Source organism: Sebaldella termitidis ATCC 33386 (assembly GCF_000024405.1).
In the GTDB taxonomy this organism is placed as follows: domain Bacteria; phylum Fusobacteriota; class Fusobacteriia; order Fusobacteriales; family Leptotrichiaceae; genus Sebaldella; species Sebaldella termitidis.
Genome location: NC_013517.1, coordinates 3,928,318 through 3,949,479 on the forward strand (window position 1 = coordinate 3,928,318; position 21,162 = coordinate 3,949,479).

The 21,162-nt window shown below is 33.0% G+C and carries 17 protein-coding genes; 3 read left to right on the forward strand and 14 right to left on the reverse strand.

What is annotated here, in order from left to right:
- Nucleotides 1-37: 37 nt before the first annotated feature.
- The 3 genes from STERM_RS18315 to STERM_RS18325 all read left to right on the forward strand — a co-directional run bounded on the left by STERM_RS18315 (nt 38) and on the right by STERM_RS18325 (nt 4,468).
- The gene (locus STERM_RS18315; protein WP_012863119.1) at nt 38-2,461 is read left to right on the forward strand and encodes a glycyl radical protein; all 2,424 of its coding nucleotides are present in this window, start codon (nt 38-40) and stop codon (nt 2,459-2,461) included.
- 220 nt (nt 2,462-2,681) lie between these two features.
- Nucleotides 2,682-3,596 carry a glycyl-radical enzyme activating protein gene (locus STERM_RS18320; RefSeq protein WP_012863120.1) on the forward strand — a complete coding sequence of 305 codons (915 nt, stop codon included), beginning with the start codon at nt 2,682-2,684 and terminating at the stop codon, nt 3,594-3,596.
- 86 nt (nt 3,597-3,682) lie between these two features.
- A complete protein-coding gene (locus STERM_RS18325; protein WP_115388812.1) occupies nt 3,683-4,468 on the forward strand; it encodes a DeoR/GlpR family DNA-binding transcription regulator in 786 nt (261 codons plus the stop codon).
- Between the two features lie 231 nt (nt 4,469-4,699).
- Here STERM_RS18325 and STERM_RS18330 read toward each other — a convergent pair whose 3' ends face one another.
- From STERM_RS18330 to deoC, 14 genes are all read right to left on the reverse strand, one after another.
- Complete coding sequence (locus tag STERM_RS18330; protein ID WP_012863122.1) at nt 4,700-5,383, reverse strand: LytTR family DNA-binding domain-containing protein; 684 nt, start codon at nt 5,381-5,383, stop codon at nt 4,700-4,702.
- Nucleotides 5,376-7,136 (reverse strand): hypothetical protein, encoded by a 1,761-nt coding sequence (locus tag STERM_RS18335; protein ID WP_012863123.1) that lies wholly within the window; start codon nt 7,134-7,136, stop codon nt 5,376-5,378. The genes STERM_RS18330 and STERM_RS18335 overlap by 8 nt, the downstream gene beginning before the upstream one ends.
- A 180-nt stretch (nt 7,137-7,316) precedes the next feature.
- Nucleotides 7,317-8,087: a MipA/OmpV family protein gene (locus STERM_RS18340; RefSeq protein WP_012863124.1), complete on the reverse strand. Its 771-nt coding sequence runs from the start codon at nt 8,085-8,087 to the stop codon at nt 7,317-7,319.
- 581 nt (nt 8,088-8,668) lie between these two features.
- The gene (locus STERM_RS18345) at nt 8,669-9,271 is read right to left on the reverse strand and encodes a TetR/AcrR family transcriptional regulator (protein ID WP_012863125.1); all 603 of its coding nucleotides are present in this window, start codon (nt 9,269-9,271) and stop codon (nt 8,669-8,671) included.
- Nucleotides 9,272-9,360: 89 nt separating this feature from the next.
- Nucleotides 9,361-16,173 carry an autotransporter domain-containing protein gene (locus STERM_RS18350; RefSeq protein WP_012863126.1) on the reverse strand — a complete coding sequence of 2,271 codons (6,813 nt, stop codon included), beginning with the start codon at nt 16,171-16,173 and terminating at the stop codon, nt 9,361-9,363.
- Between the two features lie 12 nt (nt 16,174-16,185).
- Nucleotides 16,186-16,452 (reverse strand): hypothetical protein, encoded by a 267-nt coding sequence (locus tag STERM_RS18355; protein WP_012863127.1) that lies wholly within the window; start codon nt 16,450-16,452, stop codon nt 16,186-16,188.
- A gap of 18 nt (nt 16,453-16,470) precedes the next feature.
- On the reverse strand, nt 16,471-16,749 hold the full coding sequence (locus STERM_RS18360) for a hypothetical protein (protein WP_012863128.1): 279 nt from the start codon (nt 16,747-16,749) through the stop codon (nt 16,471-16,473).
- Between the two features lie 8 nt (nt 16,750-16,757).
- The gene (locus tag STERM_RS18365) at nt 16,758-16,967 is read right to left on the reverse strand and encodes a hypothetical protein (protein WP_012863129.1); all 210 of its coding nucleotides are present in this window, start codon (nt 16,965-16,967) and stop codon (nt 16,758-16,760) included.
- Between the two features lie 684 nt (nt 16,968-17,651).
- Nucleotides 17,652-18,065 (reverse strand): VOC family protein, encoded by a 414-nt coding sequence (locus STERM_RS18370; protein WP_012863130.1) that lies wholly within the window; start codon nt 18,063-18,065, stop codon nt 17,652-17,654.
- 52 nt (nt 18,066-18,117) lie between these two features.
- Entirely contained in the window at nt 18,118-18,588 is a 471-nt protein-coding gene (locus STERM_RS18375) for a GNAT family N-acetyltransferase (protein WP_012863131.1), read from the reverse strand.
- A 15-nt stretch (nt 18,589-18,603) separates the two neighbouring features.
- Complete coding sequence (locus STERM_RS18380; protein WP_012863132.1) at nt 18,604-19,377, reverse strand: DeoR/GlpR family DNA-binding transcription regulator; 774 nt, start codon at nt 19,375-19,377, stop codon at nt 18,604-18,606.
- Between the two features lie 318 nt (nt 19,378-19,695).
- Nucleotides 19,696-20,139: a PTS sugar transporter subunit IIA gene (locus STERM_RS18385; RefSeq protein ID WP_169305421.1), complete on the reverse strand. Its 444-nt coding sequence runs from the start codon at nt 20,137-20,139 to the stop codon at nt 19,696-19,698.
- Between the two features lie 43 nt (nt 20,140-20,182).
- Nucleotides 20,183-20,482 carry a PTS sugar transporter subunit IIB gene (locus STERM_RS18390; protein ID WP_012863134.1) on the reverse strand — a complete coding sequence of 100 codons (300 nt, stop codon included), beginning with the start codon at nt 20,480-20,482 and terminating at the stop codon, nt 20,183-20,185.
- A gap of 4 nt (nt 20,483-20,486) precedes the next feature.
- Entirely contained in the window at nt 20,487-21,155 is a 669-nt protein-coding gene (gene deoC / locus STERM_RS18395) for a deoxyribose-phosphate aldolase (protein ID WP_012863135.1), read from the reverse strand.
- Between the last annotated feature and the right edge of the window lie 7 nt (nt 21,156-21,162).

Here is a 21,162-nt window from a genome sequence, read left to right on the forward strand (position 1 = left end):
CATTATAAAAATAAAAAAATTTTTAGGAGGTAATAAAATGACAGACTTTTTAAGTTTCAAACCGCAAAACAATGATTGTGACTTCAAAAGAATTGAATATTTACAGGAAAAAATGAATAACAGAATTCCTGTAATCTGTCCTGAAAGAGCGGAAATAATTACTGAATCTTTCAAAAAAACAGAAGGAGAGCCTGTAGTTATCAGAAGAGCTAAGGCCTTGGACGAGATACTGTCAAAAATGAGTATTTACATAGAGGAAGGAATGCTTATTATAGGAAATCAGGCAAGTTCAAACTTTGCAGCACCTATTTTTCCTGAATATTCTTTTAACTGGGTAATTAACGAGCTGGATGAATTTTCAAAACGTTCCGGTGATTACTTTAATATTACTGAAGAAACAAAAGACAGACTTCGTGTATTACAGGATTACTGGCAGGGTATAACACATCAGGATAATGTCCTCCACAATCTGCCTGAAATAAACAGAAAGGCAGAAGAACAGGGAGTCTTACACAGAGGAGGAATCAGTATGTCAGGTGACGGGCATATTATTCCAAACCATGATCTTGTTCTGGCTGAAGGCTTCGGCGGGCTGGCAAGAATAGCAGAAGAAAATTCAAAAAGAGAAGGACTTACACAGGAACAGAAGGATTTTTATGAAGCAGTAAAAATTACAATGAATGCTGCTCTAAAGTATATAAAGCGTTTTAGTGAGCTTGCCGCCAGAGAAGCTGAAAAGGAAACTGACGAAAAACGTAAAAATGAATTAAAAGATCTCAGCAAAATGTTTGCACATCTTATGGAAGGCAAGGCCGAAAGCTTTCATGAGGCAGTAGAAGCTGTCTACCTCACACATCTGCTTATGATGATAGAAAGCAACGGGCATTCTTTTTCTTTCGGACGTTTTGACCAGTATATCTATCCTTATTACAAGGCTGATATAGATTCAGGAAAAATTTCCAAAGAAAAAGCACTGGAAATCATAACACATTTTTTTCTTATGACTAACAGCCTGAATAAAGTACGTCCGTGGGGACACACTCAATACAGCGGGGGATATCCTCTGTATTCGAACCTTATTGTGGGCGGCATGAAGCCTGACGGCAGTGAAGGGACAAATGACATTTCATATCTCTGTCTTGAAGCAATGAACCTGTCACGTCTTCCGGAGCCAAACCTGAGTGTCAGATTCTGTGAAGAAACTCCGCGTTCTCTGCTAAAAGATTCTGCAAGACTTATAAGAAAAGGATTCGGTATGCCGTCGCTTTTCTGTGACGAAGTAGTAATTCCTGCCATGATGACTCTGGATCTGGATATAGAAACTGCAAGAGACTATGCTTCTATGGGCTGTGTAGAAACTGCAATTCCCGGAAAATGGGGTCACAGAGCCACAGGTATGACTTATATTAATTTTGGTAAAATCCTTGAACTGATAATGAATAACGGAATGGATCCTGCCAGCGGAATACAGCTGTTTTCCATAACAGGAAAAAATGACAGAAATATTGATTTTAAAAGTTATGATGAATTATGGAAAGCATGGGAAACAGCATTAAAATTTTACTCAGATTTAGCTGTAGACTGCGACCTCGTTTGTGACAGATCATTAAAACACTTCGATGCCGATGCTTTTGCATCTGCTACGATAAACTGTTCACTTGAAAGAGGAAAGACGCTGAAAAACGGCGGGGCAGAATACGATTATGTAAGTCAGTCCAATATCGGACCTTCTGTAGTCGGAGACTCACTGGCTGCTGTAAAAAAACTTGTATTTGATGATAAGGTTATTACTATGAAACAGCTGCGTGATGCTATGGATACGAACTTTGAAGGAATCGAAGGCGCAAAAATACGTAAGCTCTGCCGACAGGCGCCTAAATTTGGAAATGACATTGATTATGTGGATAATATAGTAGCTGATGTTTACGAGTCTTATCTGGCTCTGCTTCCAAATTATCATACAGACCGTTACGGATGCGGGCCTAAAGGATGCGGCTATACAATGTCTACATCAAATATTACTTCTTATGTTCCAAACGGTTTTGATGTAGGAGCCACTCCTGACGGCAGATTTGCTGGAAAACCGCTTAATGAAGGAGCTTCACCATGTCTGGGAGCAGATAAGGAAGGTCCTACAGCAGTTATAAATTCTGTTTCAAAGCTTCCTAATAAAAAAATTGCAGGCGGACAGCTGTTAAACATGAGATTTGCGCCGGGTGCCCTTGCAGGTGAGGAAAATCTTGAAAAATTCGTTTCATTTATTGAAGCGGCAAGATACAAGAATATTTTCCATAATCAGTTTAATATAGTAGACGGTGCTACCTTGAAAGCAGCGAAAGAGAACCCGGAAGAACATGCAGATCTGATGGTTCGTGTAGCCGGATACTGTGCATTATTTTCTACTCTGATGCCTGAGGCTCAGGATGCAATAATAGAAAGAACAGAATTGGACTGGAATTAATTTCTAATTTTAAATAATTAAATATATAACAGAGCGGTTCGTCTATTAATACATATAAAAATTACGAACCGCTGATGTTACTAATTAGTTAAGCGGTACTGAACAGTTTAGTATCCGGCAAAGCTGATAATAAAACAGACAGTAAAATTTGACTAATTATGAACAGAGCACAGTACCAGATATATTTATTTGTAAATCAACAGAAATGTAGGTGAGTTTTATGAAGGAAATTACCGGATTAGTATCAAATATACAGAGATATTCCACCAAGGACGGACCGGGCTTGAGAACAACAGTATTTTTAACAGGCTGCAACCTGCGCTGTAAATGGTGTGCAAATCCTGAATCTATGTATCCCGGAAAAAAAATTTTTTATCACAGTGATAGATGTAAAAGATGCGGACTTTGTGTTGCAGCAGCAAATAATAACTCCATAGCTCTCGGAGAATCAGGGTGTATAATAAACCGCGAAGCTTGTACAAATCTGGCAGAAATGCCTGATATTTGTCCGTATGATGCTTATGAAACAAAGGGCACAGAAATGACAGCCGAGGAATTAAGCAGCAAACTAATTCGTGATATGGATTTTTATAAAACTTCCGGGGGCGGAGTCACATTTTCCGGGGGTGAGCCTTGTCTTCAGGATGAGTTCGTATATGAAACAGCAAAGCTTTTGAAAAATCATAATATACATACAGCTCTTGATACAGCGGCACATATCAAGAAAGAAAAGCTCGCAAAAATTCTGGAGGTCATAGATTTAGTTTTGTTGGATATTAAGGCCTTTGATCCTTTGATACACGAAAAAGGCACTTTGGTAAAAAATGACCTGATTCTAAAAAATGCAAAAATGATTGCCGATATAAAAAAAGACATGCTTGTAAGAATAGTTATTATTCCGGGAATGAATGACGATCTTGATGATATCAGAAAAAGACTCGAATTTGTGAAATCTCTGGGGAATTCTGTAAAGCAGACTGATATTCTAAAATATCATAAATTCGGTGAAGGAAAATATCTGAAAATGGGACTTGAATATCCGATGTCCGGCACTCCCGAGTGTGATGACAATCTTATTGAAAAGATAGAGGATATCGCCCGTTCCCTTGATCTAAAATTTACAATAGGCGCTTAATATGAAGTATAAAATTGAAAAAAAACTCTAATTATTGTATAATTTTCTTAAATATAAATTTCTTTAGAGGGATAAAGTGAAAAAATATGGAAAAAATGAATTCTACAAAGCGCAGAATGGAGATTTTTAATATTCTCCAAAAGGAGCAGTCTGTAAAAGTACTGGATTTAGCTGAAATTTTTGAAGTTTCTTTAATGACAATACGGCGTGATCTTGCTTTATTTGAAAAACAGGGGTTAATAACTACCAATTACGGCGGGGCATATTTAAACAGCAAATCTGCAATTGAACCCAGCTTTTCACTGAAATCAAGCCAGATGACTGATAAAAAGCAGCTTATTGGATATGAAGCAGCAAAACTTGTGGAAGAAGGAGATACAATTATTGTCGACTGCGGAACTACAACACTGCAGATGGTAAAATATATACAGGACAAAAAATTAACAGTAATCACTAATTCATGGCCTGTGGTAAACTATCTGGGAAATAATCCGAAAATAAAGCTGATTTTAGCTCCCGGAGAGTATAACGATGTTTCTGCCGGTGCTATCAGCGACTTAACAATAAGCTTTTTCAGCAATTTTCATGCTGATAAGGTTTTTATGGGAAGCCACGGCTGCGGACTGAAATCCGGAGCAACAGTTCCTGAAATAATGGATGCAAATGTTAAGAGAACAATTTTGCATGCTGCAAAACAAAAAATACTTCTTGCTGATAATACAAAATTTGATCAGACATACCTTATGAAATATGCTGATTTATCAGAATTTGATTACTTGATCACTGATAATTCCATAGATAAAAAATACTGTACACAGCTGAAAAACATTGTGGAAAATGTTATTACTGCCGGCAATGAAAGCGACAGCTGATAAAAAATATAATATTTGACTTTTCTTTATATATTTATTAAAACAGGACTGTATCAAAAAAGATACAGTCCTGCTGCTTTTATCACATTTTAATAAATTGTTATCTCCCTGACGCAGTCTGGTTTGTCATACAGGTCAATGTTTGAAGTGCCGTCTGTCAGGTGATTTTTTTCTTCTGTATATAATAAAAACATTCTTTTTATTTACCCGTAAAAATTTTGAATTATAATTCTACAGCTTAATAACATCTTCGCTGTTTATCCAAAAAGTCTCCAGTTTTTTCAAAATTCTTCTGCTTAATTGTAAAATCTCATTATTATCGAATATCAGCATTTCTTCCTTAAAATTAATTCCGCTTATCCTGTTCATATTCACTATATTGCTTCTTTCTATTCTCACAAATTCAGAAAACCTTGACAGCAGTCCTTCTATTTCAAAAAGATGTCTTGCAGTAAAATATTCCTGATCACTTGTTTTTATTACTGACTTTCTAATAACCTTGGAATAGCTGATATACAGAATATCATGAGGCTCTACCAATACTTTCATAGAACTGGTATCTATAAAGAGTTTATTTTTTGCATTATTCTGAGTAGTAATAAAGCCCATAATTTCTTCTATAAGCTGATAGTCTTTCTTTTTCAAAAAATCAAAAATTAAATTTTCACGTATATATTTTCGTAAAATCTGTATATCAAAATCAGATGATAAAAACAATACTTTGATATTATATTTTTTCAGGAGCTTTAGCCGAAGTTCCGCATTTTTATCAGAATCATCCATTATTAATAAGGTAATATCTTCTTTCAAAATATCATGCACTTCATAATTTACTGTATTTATAAAGTCATATTCATAATATTCCCTCAGTAATATTTCCAGATTTCTGTCTATCTCCAATGCTATTCTATTCAAGCTTATCACCTAAATCTTTTACATTCTTCAGAATGATTTCAGAGTATGTTTTTATATTTTCTTCTTTTGATTTTTTCTTTATTAATAAGGAAAATTCTCTTATAAAAATCAGATGTTCTTCCAGAATTTTACTCATTTCCTCTTTTTCATTCTTTTTTTCAAGGTTGCTTTTCAAATTCAGTGTTCTTATATAATTCACTATATATACAAGATCATCCATAAATACTGAAAGAGATGCCATAAATTCATTGAGGTATTTTCCATTTTTAGTTTTCACCAGCAGTAATGCTATACAGACCTCTCCCTTTACCTTCATTCTCAGTCCAAAATCGTACTTTTGAAGCTTTTCCTGTAAATATTCATTTTTTATTATTTTATCATTATCCAAAATTCGGACATATTCTTTTTCTTCATTATAGTCTGATAAAATTTTGAATTTTACTGATTCCAAAGAATTTCTTTTGAGAATTTCTTCTTCTATAATATTTTGAAATTCTCCAATATCATTTACTCCCCTTAATTTATTAAAAAATTTATTATATGAATTAATATTTCTTTTAGAGCTTACAGCTATGCATAAATAATATACCCCTTCCCCAAAAATATAAATTAATAAAACCGGGATCATCTCATAATAGCTTTTGCTGCAAATAATATAAATATATATAAATACAAAAATACTCAGAACTTTTAATATATATGAATATAAATGTCTGTTTTTCCTGTGTATTTCCAATGCAGCTTCCATATTAGCCCCAAAAAACAATACCCAGAAAAGCACAGTAGTCCCTAACAAAAACAAAACATCATATCTTGGGTACAGACTAAAATTTGATTCCAGTATTGTTGCTCCCAAAACTGTTATTAGAAATATCAAAGTCAGGAATAAAATCTGGTAACCTTTCATCCTTTTGTAGTCTTTATCCTGAGTATTTATAAATATATTTATCAGTATGATATACGGTATAATATAGTTAAAAAGATTCAAAGCAATGTTTACTATTAAATTAATTATCATGAGACTGTTAAATAAAACAGGATGATATTTTACAAAATAAACCAATATACTCTCATTTACTATAAATATTAGCAGCGAAATAATAAACACCAGTACCATAGTCAAAATTGCAAAAACACAATTCGCCAGTTTCTTATTTTTCTTCTTTAGATATGATAAAAAATAAGCTGCCAAAAAAGAAAACAGGCTTATTTCAAGTGTCATCTGCACTATTGTAAGCTGATAGCCTGTGAAAATATTAGTAAAACTGAGAAAATGAATTAATACTATATGGCAGAAAATCAAGAGTAATCTTTTATTTTCTTTTTTATAAAACAATTTAAAAAGAAAAAGATTAAAAACAAGGCTCCCCAGACCAAAAAGTCTCGTAAAATTATCCAAATACTTTATTTCAGGAGCCTGTTCCATAAAAATCTTATATTTAAGTCTTTCTCCTGCCAGTTTTTCTATATCCTTGATAATCACATCATTATCATAAGATGCTTCGATTCTATAGCTGCCCTCATCGACTATATAAAGACCGTCTATAAAATAATTGCTCTTTTCGATTTCCTGATTTGTTTTTTTATCTGTAAGTTTTATTTTGGGATGTTCTTTACAATATAATCTTGGATTATTTATGAATCCTGTCTCTATAATTATATAATCATCTACTTTTCTTTCTATGCTGCATTTATGTATATAAAATAACATAACACTTAAAAACAGCACCAATAACAGCAGAATTTTCTTCATTTTTTTACCTCTTCTATCCTAATCTTAGTTTTTGCATAATCCTTTAAAAAATATTATATAAACGAAATAAAACCTAATTATTATATTTTATTCAATTCAAAGAAACCATTATAACATAATTGACAATTTCCCATAAACTAAATTTACAATTTTATTTTTGCGAATTTGAGCCGAAGCTTATTAAAACTCAAAGCTGTACATCACTCCCAAGCCAAGCGTATAAATATCCCTGTCCTTAACCAAAGGACTGTCTGCTGCTTCACTTCCATATCTTACATATCCTGCACTAATAAGTCCCTTAAAACTTCTGTTTATTGTCACTATGCTTCTGACTCCGCCTTCCAGATTATAAGTATCCCCGGCCTTGTAACTTTTTCCGTTATTTATGCCATTTTCAGCCTCACTGCTTTTTATCCCGAAATAATAATCGGAATAATTCTTATTCATATATTCTATACCTATATAAGGCTGTACAATAATTCTTTCCCCCAAAAACAGCGGCTGGTTTAATTCTGCCCGAACAACTGTCCCGTTGCTTTTTCCTGATATATCTCCCGAAATATGTGAAATTAATTCTGTACGCCACGCACCAAAATTATACTTTCCTCTTAAACCAAGATGCAGGTCATCATTTCTTTTATCCATATCCTTGAATTCATCTTCCATATCATCAGGCTTGTAGCCTGTATAAAGATTATATCTTCCGTATGCTGTCAGTGTAAGATTTTCGCTGTTATAAAAATGATATCCGATTTCTAAAGGTGCCTCAAAATAAAAGTCTTTAATCCTCATACCTATAAAAGGAACCGGCAATACCGAATCGTTATCCTTTTCTTTGTAAACATTATTTCTATAAAATGCACCTAACCCTATATCTATGCTTTTCGTCTTATTATCTTCGGAAAATATTACCATAGTCAGCAGCAATCCTGTCAGTAAAATTTTTTTCATAAATTCCCTCCTTATTTATACATGGAATATCTTTTCTGCTTACTTAGTAAAGTAATGTCAAATAAGTATATAAAAAGACAAAAACCAGAATAATTATTATTAATATGTACATTACGTCCATATTTTCCTCTCTGCCTGTGAAACTAAAACAGACTGTCCTTATTTTTCAGCCAAATTCTACGATTTCTATAAGTTACTGTTCCAAATCATATATACATCATCAGCTGTATCAAATATTACCTTTCATCTACATATGTATTTTTATACATCCATTTTTTATTTTCATAATTTTCTCTGTATTATTTTTTCACCGGTGAGATAATACAGGATTTTCTGACTATTAAAATTTAATCAATAAAAATAAATTCCTGATGTCATGGATAGATATTACAATAAAATCATACATAAAACAATAACCTGTAACTGAAAACAGGATTTTTATGTTTGAAAAGACAAGTTTTATGTCCAAAACTGATTAATAGGATTTTTATTTTGTGGTACTTAATATTATTACATCTAAACTAAAAAATCAGGCTCTGTTAAAGCCCGATCTCAAATAAAAATTATCAGCATCATTTTTGTTAGTTTTCCCGTGACAAATCGGGAATTAAATCATTTTGTTCATATATTTTGTAGCTCTCTTCCAAATCATTTCCCCAAAAAGACATATAAATTTCTTCTATCTCTTTTTCATTCAAATTTCTGTTATTTACTAATTTATTTACATACAATACTTCATATATCGATCCCAAAAACATATTCAGCCTCAGAGTTATCAGCTTTTCATTTCCCATATAAACTTTTTCATCCAATAAAGCATTTTTAAAACTTATCAAAAAATTAGGCGAATCCAATTCTTTGTTTAGATAATAGGAGCCTTTTATTCCTATCAGAAAAAATAAAATTTCTTCTCTTTCTTCAAAAGTTTTTATTAACATTCTAGTTAATGCAAATAAATAATTTTTTTTATTTCTCACAGTTTTTACTCTATCCAGATACTTTGTTATTTCCTCCAGAGAATAATCCAAAACTTCTTTATATATGTCATTTTTACTTTTGAAATGATAATACAGATTTCCCGGACTTGAATCCAGTCTCTTCACTATTTCCCCTATTGAGGTCTTTTCCAGCTTCTTCTCTTTTATCAGTTCCAACGTTATTTTAATTACATCCTTTTTATCCATTCTTATCCTTTCAGAGATAAGAAAAGAGTGTTTCCGGTGTGAACATACCAAGTTTTTTCCGGAAACCCTCTACTTTCTCTTTTTATTAATTAAAATACTGCCTTTAAAGTTACTCCTGCTCTGTAATCATTTTCCTTATCATTTCCTGTTGAGTATTCTCCTGTCAGGAATATTCCGTATCTGTCTTCTACCTCTACTCCTATTGCCGCTCTTGTTCTGAATGTTCCTTTTTCATCTTCCGGCTTCGACAATTTATGATAGCCGTCTTCTATGGCTATCAGTCTTGCCTTTTCTCTTTCATTAAGGTCTGCAAGCTCATATTCGTATGCAAGGTCAAGTGTTCCTTTCAGCTGCCATGCTGTCTTAGCTCCTAAAGGTATTGCTCCTTTCAGCTCTACCCCAGCTCTAGGCTTCGCACTCCATGCATCATTTCCTTCCACCTCAAGGGCTTCCAGTCCGCTTTCATTAAATGTAGGTCTTGTCACATACATTGCTCTGAATGCTCCATATGGCATTATACTTGCTTTTTTCCCTAATCCGAATTCTTTCCCTAGTATATTGTCACTTGTTATACTGTATGTTTCATATGTTCCGTTCATTTCTGATCTTTCTAACGGTGAAGGCCAGTCTATATTTCTGTCCACATTATGGATACTTGCTCTTCCTGTCAGGTCATTTACTATTTTCCATCCATTTGATCTATACTTGTTATGTACTCCCAGCTGGATTGTATCTACCCATTCTTCACTTTCATTTCCGTCTTTGAATTCAAAGCCTGTATGAACATATCCTAATGAATAACCAAATGTATGCTTATATGTTCTTTCCACTTCTCTTAAAGCCAGTACTCCTGTTGTTGTATAGTCATACCCTGTTACACCGTCTGTTTCTTCTTTATTTTTACCTTTTCCAGCTATTACACTTATTTTTACATTTTCTTTTGTATTGTTTGTTGAATCCTGCAATAAGTGCAGTGATTCTTCAAATGCCTTTGCTATGTCGTATTCTCTCTGGTTTATATTAGCATATACATTTCCTGCAAGACTTGCCATTACATGTCTGAAATCAGATTCTGTTTCTATTACATCTATTTTATCATAAATCTTTAAGGCATCTCCCTGAGCATTAAAGTATTTATCATCCAATGCACGTCCAAAATCTTCATACCATAAACCATCTGTGAATTCGTCATAGTCTATTTTCTCCATCCAGATATCTACATTTCCAGAATTATTCACTACAGGTGTCGCTCTCCATGTTAGTGATTTACTTACTACCGGAACTAATCCTGCATCTATTCCATTTCCTGATCCTGGTATTATTACATCCTCCAGTTTATACTTCTTCACATTTGTTCCTTCTGCAAAATTTCCAGTTATCTGTAATGGATTTGTTATATTAAATGATGGTGCTTCTATACTTGTCGCATTGGATATCAGATAATCCGCCCCGTGTGCTATAGGATCATATCCTCCGGTTGTTACTTCCGAAGCTGTCGGTACTGTTACTGTACTTGGATCTACTTTTATCACTACATTTATTCCGTCAGTTTCAAATTTTTCCGATACCTTTATTACCCCTGAATTTATTATTGAAGGTGTCGGATATGTAGTCCCAACAGATGAACCATAATTTCCAGATGTAATAGAATTTACTATCATTGTTCCGGATACTGTATTATCTAAAGTAGAACCCTGTGACAGCACTATTCCCTGAGCTCCCGGTCCATTAGCTATTATCGTACCTGCATTTATTATTTCTGATTTAAGATTTCCATACATTCCTATTGCATTTTGACCGCTTACATTTATAACTCCTGTTGAACTGTTTATTAATACAGAACCTTTTCCATTACCTGCCATTCCTATAACATCATCTCCAACTAATGTTATAGTTCCATTATTAGTTACAGTAGCCCCTTCAGAATACATTCCCATCATTCTATCCCCGGTTCCTGTAATTGCTCCGTCATTTACAGCACTTCCTTTTTTAGCAACTACTCCTATTGAACCATAACCAATTGAAATATTCCCTAATGATTGATTTGTAATAACAGAATTTTCCCCGTAAACTCCTACAGCATATTTACTGTTTTGAACATCCACGGATTTTACACCATCTGAATCAGTAAGAATTATAAGGTCTGAAGCTCCTACTGCAATTGTTCCAGTATTATCAATTTTTCCCCCTACATTATAAATACCAACGTTATTATTTCCTATTGTTCCTGTTATATTGGCATTATTTACAATTTCTCCGCCATCTACTATATAGAAACCTATGTTATCTGAACCGCTCATTGTCACTGTAGAACCATTTGTAATTGTTCCCAAACCAGATCTATAAACATAAACCGAGTCACTTCCCATAGTTACACTGCCCGTTCCTCCTGTAAATGTACCATTTGTAAGAACAAAACCATAATTTCCGCTTCCTATATTCATTGTCGCATTATTTGTTACTGCAGAATTTATCGCATATACTCCTACTGCATTGTCAGTTCCAAAATTAAATACCGAAGTCCCCCCTACATTTACTGTTCCATTTGTAGAGTATATTCCTACTCCTGTATTTCCTATATCAGATACTCCGTTTTGGATTACTGTTCCTCCTGCGCTGTATATTCCTATTGAATTTATTCCAGATTTTATTGTATTTGTATTTGTTATCACATCTCCTGCATTTTCACTGAATATTCCTATGCTCGGATCATTTATGCTGCTCGAATTCCCTACCTCTATTAATCCGGTATTATTTATTGCTTTTACGCTCGCACCTTTAGTGAATATTCCTATTGACTTATCCCCCAGAAGCTGTATCGTTCCATTGTTTATTATAGGAGCTGTCACATTATCTGCATATATTCCTACTGAATTAATTCCAGAGCTAAATATACCAGCACCTGTATCATTTATAATATCTGCTCCGTCTTTTAGCGTAATTCCCTGTGAACCAGATCCTACAGTTATTATCCCAGTATTCACTGCTGTACTTCCTGCTCCTGATGTCATTATTCCAGCTGACTGATCTCCTACTGTTATTGTTCCCCCTGTATTTTTCAGTCTTGCACCATTCTTACCATATAATCCTACTGATACATTTTCCAAAATTATTGTCCCGTTATTTTCACCATCTGTGTTAGCCGACATTCCTGCAACAAAAGTTCCAGCCTGTCCATCAAGAGCTATTGCTGCTACATTCGTAGAACCCGGATTTACTGTTATTGTTGACCCGTTTAGAAATACTGATGAATATTGACCCGATACTAATACTCCATTTGATGAAAGTATACTTGATCCTGTGTAATTAAATGATCCATTTACTATATTCCCTATCGTATAAGTAGAACCTGGAGCTATTCCCGTTACATTAAAGTTATTAGAAATTATTCCACTTGAATTCATATTAAATAATACTATATTTTTACCATTTATATTTATATCACCACTACCATTAAAGTTTGTTACTCCATCAAGGTAAATTCCTAATGAATTATCTCCAAATAAATTTATCGTAGTTCCTGTCAAAGTTACATGACTATCTTTAGCATAAAAGGCTACTCCGTTTTTACCTACGGTTATTGTAGAGCCTAAATCAGTTACAGTTCCTTTATTTACATAAACTCCTATTCCACTATCTGAAGCGGAAACATCTACAATTCCTGATAAAAGTTTTATTTGTGCATCTCCTAGTATCCCTCCTGTCTTATTATTATTAGCATATACTCCAATTGCTTTAGATCCAACACCTGCAATTATTGTACCATTATTCTCAATATCTATTTTTCCATTACCGTATGTCTGGGCAGAAGAAGGTGTTTGATAAGAAATTCCATAAATACCTATTCCTGCATCACCTATTGTTATTGTTCCTGTATTTTTTATTTTTGTATCATTTTCTCCAAAAATGGCTAATCCACCTTGGCCTGTTATATTTAATGTACTATTATTATTAATTTCCCCATTATCAGTATAAAATCCTATTGTATTTTTTCCAGTTAAACTGATTATTCCATTATTAGTCATTTTCACATATACTGTAGAATATGGATTTATATCAGCAAAACCAATTTGATTATCTTTTGTACCATTTACTACATAACCTGTATCAACTTCTACACCAGACACAGACTTTTCTACATTAAAGTACGGGTCGGAAGCATTGTCTAAATTTACAGTTCCAATTCCATCTAATTTTAATACACCCTTCCATAGAAACATCCCTTTTCCACCATTATCGAATACATTATTAAATATTCCTGTACCCAAACTTATGCTAGAAACTGCACTAAAATCTGATGTCCCATAATTTTCTACTACAAATAATCTTGATCCTGCATCTAGTGTCATATCTAAATTAGTCAATCCTGAAAAATTATTTGCAAGCGCAGAATTTATCCCAGCTATCGACAATGGACTACCAAGAGAATCAAATATAAATCCTGTTGATCCATTTTTTAATGTTACCTCTAAATCCCCTGCCGTTCCTAAAAAATTAATTTTGTTTGTTCCACCATTTGAAATTGCAAATACTGAACCATCTCCGACGCTCATTATTGCTTTGCCTCCTGTAGCGTCTATATTAATTTCTCCTAAATTATCTTTGTAAAACAATACTCCATTTGTATTTACTTCATAATTATTAGTTCCAACTCCTGATCTTAAGGTAACTATTCCTCCATTATCTGCATATACTGTTAGTGATTTATCCCCCAATGCTTTATAATCACCACCATTATTAAATATTATACTTCCTCCATCTGCAAATAATGTTGCTGTTTCATCTCTAACTGTAGTTACATTTACTCTGTTTAAAATGGTCGCATTATTTTTTATAGTACCACCTGTTTCCGCAAAAAAAGCATGTGCTCCTATTCCATATGTATTTACTGTTGTTCCACTGAATGTTATCTCTCCATTATTCCCAGCATATGCTGCTATTGAATTATCTGAATTTTTCAGAGAAGTTCCTACTTGTATATCTGGTCGTACCTCTAGTGATGAATTAGATCCTGTTACTACAAAACCAAAATTACCCGAATCCCCACCTATATTTATTGTTGATATATTACTGTTACCTAATATTAAGTCTCCTTTGTCTATTCTCACTAATGTACTATGTTTAGCATAATCTCCAAATGTTATATCATAATTCTCCAATGTTCTTTCAGCATTAGTAAAAGTGCTTATATTTTGTGTCACATTATAATATATTCCTATTGCATCCTCTACAAGGGCAGAATCATTACCAGCTAAATTCCCAGTTGATGCAAGATTTTTTGTTGTTGTATAAGTTGAAGCATCATACCCTTTATTTCTATCATCACCTATTACAAGATTAAGCTTTGACAATCCAAGATTTATTTCCCTTAAAAAAGCTAAACCTATAGAGCCGTCTCCTCTTAGTTTCAATGGATTATTAAATGTCAATTTCGTTCCACCAGGATTATTATTTATCTGTGCATTAAAAGTTCCATTCGGAGCATTCGGATTCAATATAGCTCCTTTAGACTCTACACCATTTAGTAATATCTCCCCATCATTAGTAAAGTATGTTCCTCCATTAATATTTCCAGGAACATTAACTGCTACAAGTAAATCTCTCAATCCATCAAGTTCAATTAGTCCGCTAGAATTATTTGTCATATAAAAATATCTGTTATTATTAATTGTATTATCATACGAAGTATTAAAAATTATTCTGTCATGTGAATTTGATAACAGATTATCTGCTACTATGGTTCCTGAATTTTCTAGCCCTGAATCTGTAGCACTTCCGTGTGACTGCACAGAATACAACAAGATATTTTCACCTTTTAATGTTATATTCGTAGCATTTCCAATTGACCAGATAGAGGCTCTATTCCCATTATTATGTGCATCTGTAAAGAATAATGGTTTTGTAAGTGTTGATCCTGCATTTCCCTGATAAACTATCTCCATATTATCTATATTACTTGTTACTCCACCTACTATTTTCAATATATATGCTTGGTTTAAATTCAACCACTGACCATTGAGTACCCCGTTTGCTGTGCTTGTATTTGTTGATCCCTTTTTTCCAACAATAGTAGTATTAGCAATATCAGCAGTATATGTACCACCATTATTTTCAATATTTAAAGTACCTCCGCTCAGATCTTGTTGTGCTATTATAGCATTCTGATAAGACCCTGAGCCTATTTGATGTCCTGACCCACTCCAATTTAGTACCCATTGTTCATCAGTATTTCCAGTATCAGGAACTGAAAACGGTATTATTGAAACTGGATTTATTGTTGGTGGATCTACGCTGGGTAAATTTATACTAAATTCATTAATATTTATACTCCCATTGTATGAAAATGTTGGTGGAGTAATATTTTGTGTATTTGGATTAATAACAATTTCTCCTGCTGGACTCAAAGATAAGTTAAGTGGCTCTCTTGTCATTCCTTTTATTGGAATACTAACTCCAAGATTTATTTCTTTCGGCTGCTGCAGTGGTTTATGTGGTTTCCCTTCCAGTCCGCCTATCATACCGCTTGTTACAACATAATTTCCGTTATCATCATAATATCCAGTTACCTTTGAGTGATATTTTGCATTCTCCTTGGAATTATCCACTCCTTCATTATATTCTTCATAAAACCCTGTAAAAAATACCTGCCATTCCAGATATTCAGGCTTTACTATATAATCTCCCTGTAGATACAAATCTTTTAATTCCTTATTTTTCTGATTTAATATTTTCTCTATTGTTTGGTAGGTTTTTTCATTTGAACTGCCTTTTTCCAGATTCTTTACTATTCCGTTATACATTCGCTCATATCTTGCCGATTGTACTGTTTCTGCCTGTGCATAAGATGTTAGTATCGCATTCAGTGCTAGAAATGATACTAATAATTTCTTATTTCTTTTCATTATTCCTCCCTGTTATCTTATATTATTTGCTGCTTTGTACTGTTCTATTCTAAATAATAAATCTTCTATTTCCTGTATCTCACTTACCTTTTTATCTATCTGCCTGTCCACCTTTACCAGTTCTTTTTCCAGCCTTTGGCCGCTGTTCAGATGTTTTCTCAGATTTGTCCATTTTCCTCTTGCACCTTCCCTTAATTCTCTTTTATATTCATAAGTCGGTGCTGAATAAAGCATCGTTCCCATTACTGTCAAAAATATTAAGATTACTGTTTTTTTCATTTTACCTCCCTTAAAGCGCTATCTTCTTCTCATTCTGTTAATTTCTTCCGGCATCAGTTCCTCTTCCTCTGCTTTTACTCTGTCCAGTATTGTATACCAGTATCCTCTTTTTTCAGGAAGCTTTACATATACTGACTCCTGAGCTCTTCTCAAAGCTTTTTCATACGAGGAATAAACTCCGTCCTGATCATAGTCCTTTGTTATACTTTCTTCCACTGATCTGTCTACTTTTATTTCCTCGCCAAAAGCCATCAATGACAGTGTTAACAGTGAAAAAATCAAAATTATCCTTCTCATTCTGCCTCCTACTTTTTAGATTTGTTAAGGTATTTCAACACCTTGTTATATTCTGTTTTATGCCAGGCTACATCTTTCTTGGCTCTATAGTTTTCTATTTTATCTGCTTTTTCCATTTGTGCTTCTATATTCGGAACTTCAATTTCCTGCTTATTTTTCTTAGCTGCCAGAGAGATACAGCTGACAATAATTAACATTGCAATTATACTTTTCTTCATTAAACCTCCTTTCAAAATAAGTTATATTTTATAAGTTTTTTTATATATTCGCCTTTGTTAAATTTTACGAATAGAAAATACATGTTTTAAGCGATTATTACAAGTCGGACAAATTATTATTCTTTTATTCTATTTACATTAAAATTGACTTTAAAGCTAAAATTTAGTAAAATATTTATATTAGTATATTCGTAAAATTTAACAAAGGCGTACTTTTATTTAACCATTTGCTCAATATTATATTAGAATATTTTTTTATATTTTTTTATTATTCTATTTTTAATAAAAAAAAATTTTTCATTTTCAAAAATATGAATCAATCCATTATTAACAAAGAATAATATTTTAATTCAGAAAATAATTTCATATATAATATATAAATAACTTATTTCAAATTAATTATATTTTCTATTTTTATTGTAAAAACAACTGTTTATACAACATAAATTGTAATACAATGGTTTTGTTTTATTATTCGAAATCAAGAGACATAAATGTAACTTTTCTCTATAAAATAATAAATAGAATTTTTACATTTTTATATTATTTATATCTTTATAATTTCTACTGTATACCTTATTTTTTCTACAGCAATAAAAAATGAGAGACAGAAATAATTTATCCAAATTATCGACTCTCAATTTTTTTTATTAAATTTCAACAATTGATCTCTTGTTATTTTTCCTATACAGAAGCATGATGCCCCTCGGCAAATTGAACTAAATCCCACAGATTTCCGTACAAATCCTTGAAGACCGCTACTGTCCCGTATTCTTGTTCTTTAGGTTCTCTTACAAACTCTATATTTTTAGAAAGCATATCATTATAGTCCCTCCAAAAATCATCTGTTGCCAGAAATAAAAAGACTCTGCCCCCGGCCTGATTGCCTATAAATGTCTCCTGCTCCGGATTAGAGGGCTTTGCTAAAAGCAATGTTGTCCCCGCAGATCCTCGGGGTGCCACTATTACCCAGCGTTTATCCTGCTCTGGCTGATAAGTATCTTCAATAAGTGTAAAATGTAATTTATTCGTATAAAAATCTATGGCCTCATCATAATCTTTTACTATTAAGGCAATATGTGCCAGTGATTGTATCATATCCCAACTCCGTTCATAGTAATTTTATTTAATCCGATCCAAAAACCTGCGCTCAGACTACATGCAGCACAAATTTCTGACATGGATAATCAAATTCTTCAATTAATTCACCTTCTTCAAAACCGCATTTTTTATATAAAATTCTGGCGGTTTCTCCTTTGGTATCTCCTTCTCTGTAAGTGGTAACCCATATATTACTGTTTTTGGGAAATTTCTTTACCATATTCCTGATTAAAGCTGTAGCCGTTCCTATTCCCCTGTATTCCGGGTGAACGGCAAGAAAAGATAAAATATTTTCTTTTACTGAAAAAAGCAATACTCCGATTATTTTATCTTTGACTTTTGCACACAAGGCTGTTTTAGACTCTATATTATCCAGCAGTATTTTTTCATACTCTTCCTTAATTAATCCCGTAAAATCATTTTTTACCACATCTACCAATTTCATCCATTCATTTATGTCTGTTTTTTCTGCATATGATATATCATAGCCGGTTTGCTGACTTTTTTTATTTTCTTTCATGGTTTCCCTCCTTTTTTATTCCGCATTGTCAGGGGAAGCTATTATAATATCTGTTTTTTCACTGTATTTTTCCAAAATTTCTTTATTAATTTTATAATCAGTTATAATTCCGTCAATTTCATCCAGAGATGCTACTTTTTTGAAACCAAAATTGTCAAATTTAGTATGTTCACATACTATAAATGTTTTTTTTGAATTTTTTATTATTATTTTTTTGGATTCTGCCTCAAGAGATGTGTAAGTACAGACTCCGAATTTAGAATCTATACCGTTTGTTCCTATAAAGGCTATATTATACCTGTTTTCAGAAAATTGAGTTACTGTAGCAGGTCCCTCCATAGAATTATGTTTATGGATAAAATTTCCTCCTGTAACCACAAGGTCAATTCCTTCTTTTTGCGAAATATAGATTGCCACATCAAGGTTATTAGTAACTATTGTAACATTTTTGGCAGTTATTTCTTTTGCTATTAATATAGTAACAGTACTTGAATTCAGGCAAACCACGTCATTATCCTTTACAAGACTCGCAGCTTTTTTAGCAATAAGCTTTTTTTCCTCTATATAGGGATCTTCTTTCTCATTATATGAAGTCGCGGGTATAGAATTTTCATTTAAAACTGCCCCCCCATGAGTTCTTTTTAATACTCCGGAAGCTTCGAGCGAATCCAGATCTCTCCTTATTGTAGATTTGGCAACTCCAAAATATTCTACCAGCTCGTTTACTTTTATGCTCTTTTTTTTCATTAATTTATCAATAATTATCTGTTTTCTTTCTGCTTCTAACATTTTTCCTCCAAATAGTTTCACATAATATGATTCTTTTTACTTCATTCTACCACATTTCATCTTAATTTATCAACTTTATAACAAATAAAACCATAAAGAATCAAAAATAAATGATAAAAATTTTTATCAAAGCATAAGTTATCATAAAGCTGTAGAGAAAAAGCAGCAATATTTTATATCAGAAAAAACTAAATACTGTACTGCTGCTTCATAATATTCTCATATAAAAAACAGGAAGAGAAAATTTATAAAAAATTTCTCTTCCTGTCTGCTAAAAATAATATATCTCTAAAAATTTTTTTATTTCATGAAAACTGTCTAATCTTCATATATTAATAAATCGTATACCTCATCAGGAGTTTTTGCTGATTTTATCCCGTTCATTATTTCCTCATTGGATAAAGCTTCTACCAGTGATTTTAACACATCAATCTGTTTTTCAGGTTCAAGAATGCACAGCACAAAAATGAATTCAGCATTTATTTCATTTTCCTCATCTCCCACATCCTGAAATTTTACAGGATTAACAAGTCTTATACAGCTGACCGCTTCTTTTATTACATGTTCGGGATCAGTATGAGGAATCGCTACCTGAAACGGCTCTGTGGCAAGCCCTGTGGGAAATTTACTTTCCCTTTCCATAAGTGCATCAGAAAAACTGCTTTTTACATATCCCAATTCACCGAATCTTCTTCCTACCTCTCTAAATAATTCTTCCTTTGAATGAAAGTCAACATCCAGCCATATTAACTCTTTTTTCAAATTCAGTACACCTTGTGTCATCTGTTTACACACCTGCCTGTTATCAATTTTTTATTTCAATATTCAATATCTCTTCTATCATTTTATTTCTATCCATCCAGCCGTACATAAGACCCATACCGTTTATTACAGGAAGCACCGATTCGATATTAAGCGTTCCCATTGCAAGAACCATATCGTTGCTTTCCTCGAAAGATGACAAATCCTTTTGTTCATAAGTATTAACCGTCGTAATAACAGGAGTTATATTTTCTTTTTTTAATATTTCTTCCAGTTCCTTTATTTTCTTTTCAAATTTATCCTGTGTCAGACCGCCTGCCATAAGAATTCTCAGCTCTTTCATAAAATCACATTCCTGCTTCAAGCTCTTTTAAAATCTCCTGTGTTTTGCTTATTCCTATTCTGTCTGATCCGGCCTCTATCATTGCTATACAGTCTGCATATGTTGATATCCCTCCGGCAGCTTTTACTTTCATCTTATCCGAAACAGACGCTCTCATTAATTTTATATCCTCCACAGTTGCACCACCCGGAGCAAAACCTGTAGAAGTCTTAACATAATGTGCACCTGCTTCTTCCGCCAGTTTACATGCAAGAGCAATTTCTTCCTTAGTAAGGTAATAATTTTCAAAAATAACCTTTACTATAGCCGGACTGGCTTTTACCACAGCCTCTATATCTTTTCTCACATCATCGGCTTCACCGTTTCTAAGTGCTCCTATATCTATAACCATATCCATTTCTACTGCTCCTCTTGCATATGCATCTATAGTTTCCGCTACTTTTGAAAATGTAGTATGCGCTCCTGAAGGAAATCCAATAACAGTTCCTATTTTTACATCCGTATCTTTCAAAATTTCATAAGCAAGATCAAGGTTGCAGGTATTAATACAGACAGCCGCACATTCATTTTCCTTTGCAAAATTCAGACCTGCCACTACCTCCTCTTTTGTAAGATTTGGTTTTAATAATGAGTGATCTACATACTTTAAAAATTCTTTTTTTGTCAATTTCATAGTTTCA

Excerpts from the sequence above, each read along its gene's own strand:
- STERM_RS18380 (WP_012863132.1), bottom strand. The coding sequence starts at position 19,377 with ATGTTAGAAGCAGAAAGAAAACAGATAATTATTGATAAATTAATGAAA.
- deoC (WP_012863135.1), bottom strand. The coding sequence starts at position 21,155 with ATGAAATTGACAAAAAAAGAATTTTTAAAGTATGTAGATCACTCATTA.
- STERM_RS18315 (WP_012863119.1), top strand. The coding sequence starts at position 38 with ATGACAGACTTTTTAAGTTTCAAACCGCAAAACAATGATTGTGACTTC.
- STERM_RS18370 (WP_012863130.1), bottom strand. The coding sequence starts at position 18,065 with ATGATACAATCACTGGCACATATTGCCTTAATAGTAAAAGATTATGAT.
- STERM_RS18365 (WP_012863129.1), bottom strand. The coding sequence starts at position 16,967 with ATGAAGAAAAGTATAATTGCAATGTTAATTATTGTCAGCTGTATCTCT.
- STERM_RS18325 (WP_115388812.1), top strand. The coding sequence starts at position 3,683 with ATGGAAAAAATGAATTCTACAAAGCGCAGAATGGAGATTTTTAATATT.
- STERM_RS18375 (WP_012863131.1), bottom strand. The coding sequence starts at position 18,588 with ATGAAAGAAAATAAAAAAAGTCAGCAAACCGGCTATGATATATCATAT.
- STERM_RS18350 (WP_012863126.1), bottom strand. The coding sequence starts at position 16,173 with ATGAAAAGAAATAAGAAATTATTAGTATCATTTCTAGCACTGAATGCG.
- STERM_RS18320 (WP_012863120.1), top strand. The coding sequence starts at position 2,682 with ATGAAGGAAATTACCGGATTAGTATCAAATATACAGAGATATTCCACC.
- STERM_RS18335 (WP_012863123.1), bottom strand. The coding sequence starts at position 7,136 with ATGAAGAAAATTCTGCTGTTATTGGTGCTGTTTTTAAGTGTTATGTTA.
- STERM_RS18360 (WP_012863128.1), bottom strand. The coding sequence starts at position 16,749 with ATGAGAAGGATAATTTTGATTTTTTCACTGTTAACACTGTCATTGATG.
- STERM_RS18345 (WP_012863125.1), bottom strand. The coding sequence starts at position 9,271 with ATGGATAAAAAGGATGTAATTAAAATAACGTTGGAACTGATAAAAGAG.
- STERM_RS18390 (WP_012863134.1), bottom strand. The coding sequence starts at position 20,482 with ATGAAAGAGCTGAGAATTCTTATGGCAGGCGGTCTGACACAGGATAAA.
- STERM_RS18355 (WP_012863127.1), bottom strand. The coding sequence starts at position 16,452 with ATGAAAAAAACAGTAATCTTAATATTTTTGACAGTAATGGGAACGATG.
- STERM_RS18340 (WP_012863124.1), bottom strand. The coding sequence starts at position 8,087 with ATGAAAAAAATTTTACTGACAGGATTGCTGCTGACTATGGTAATATTT.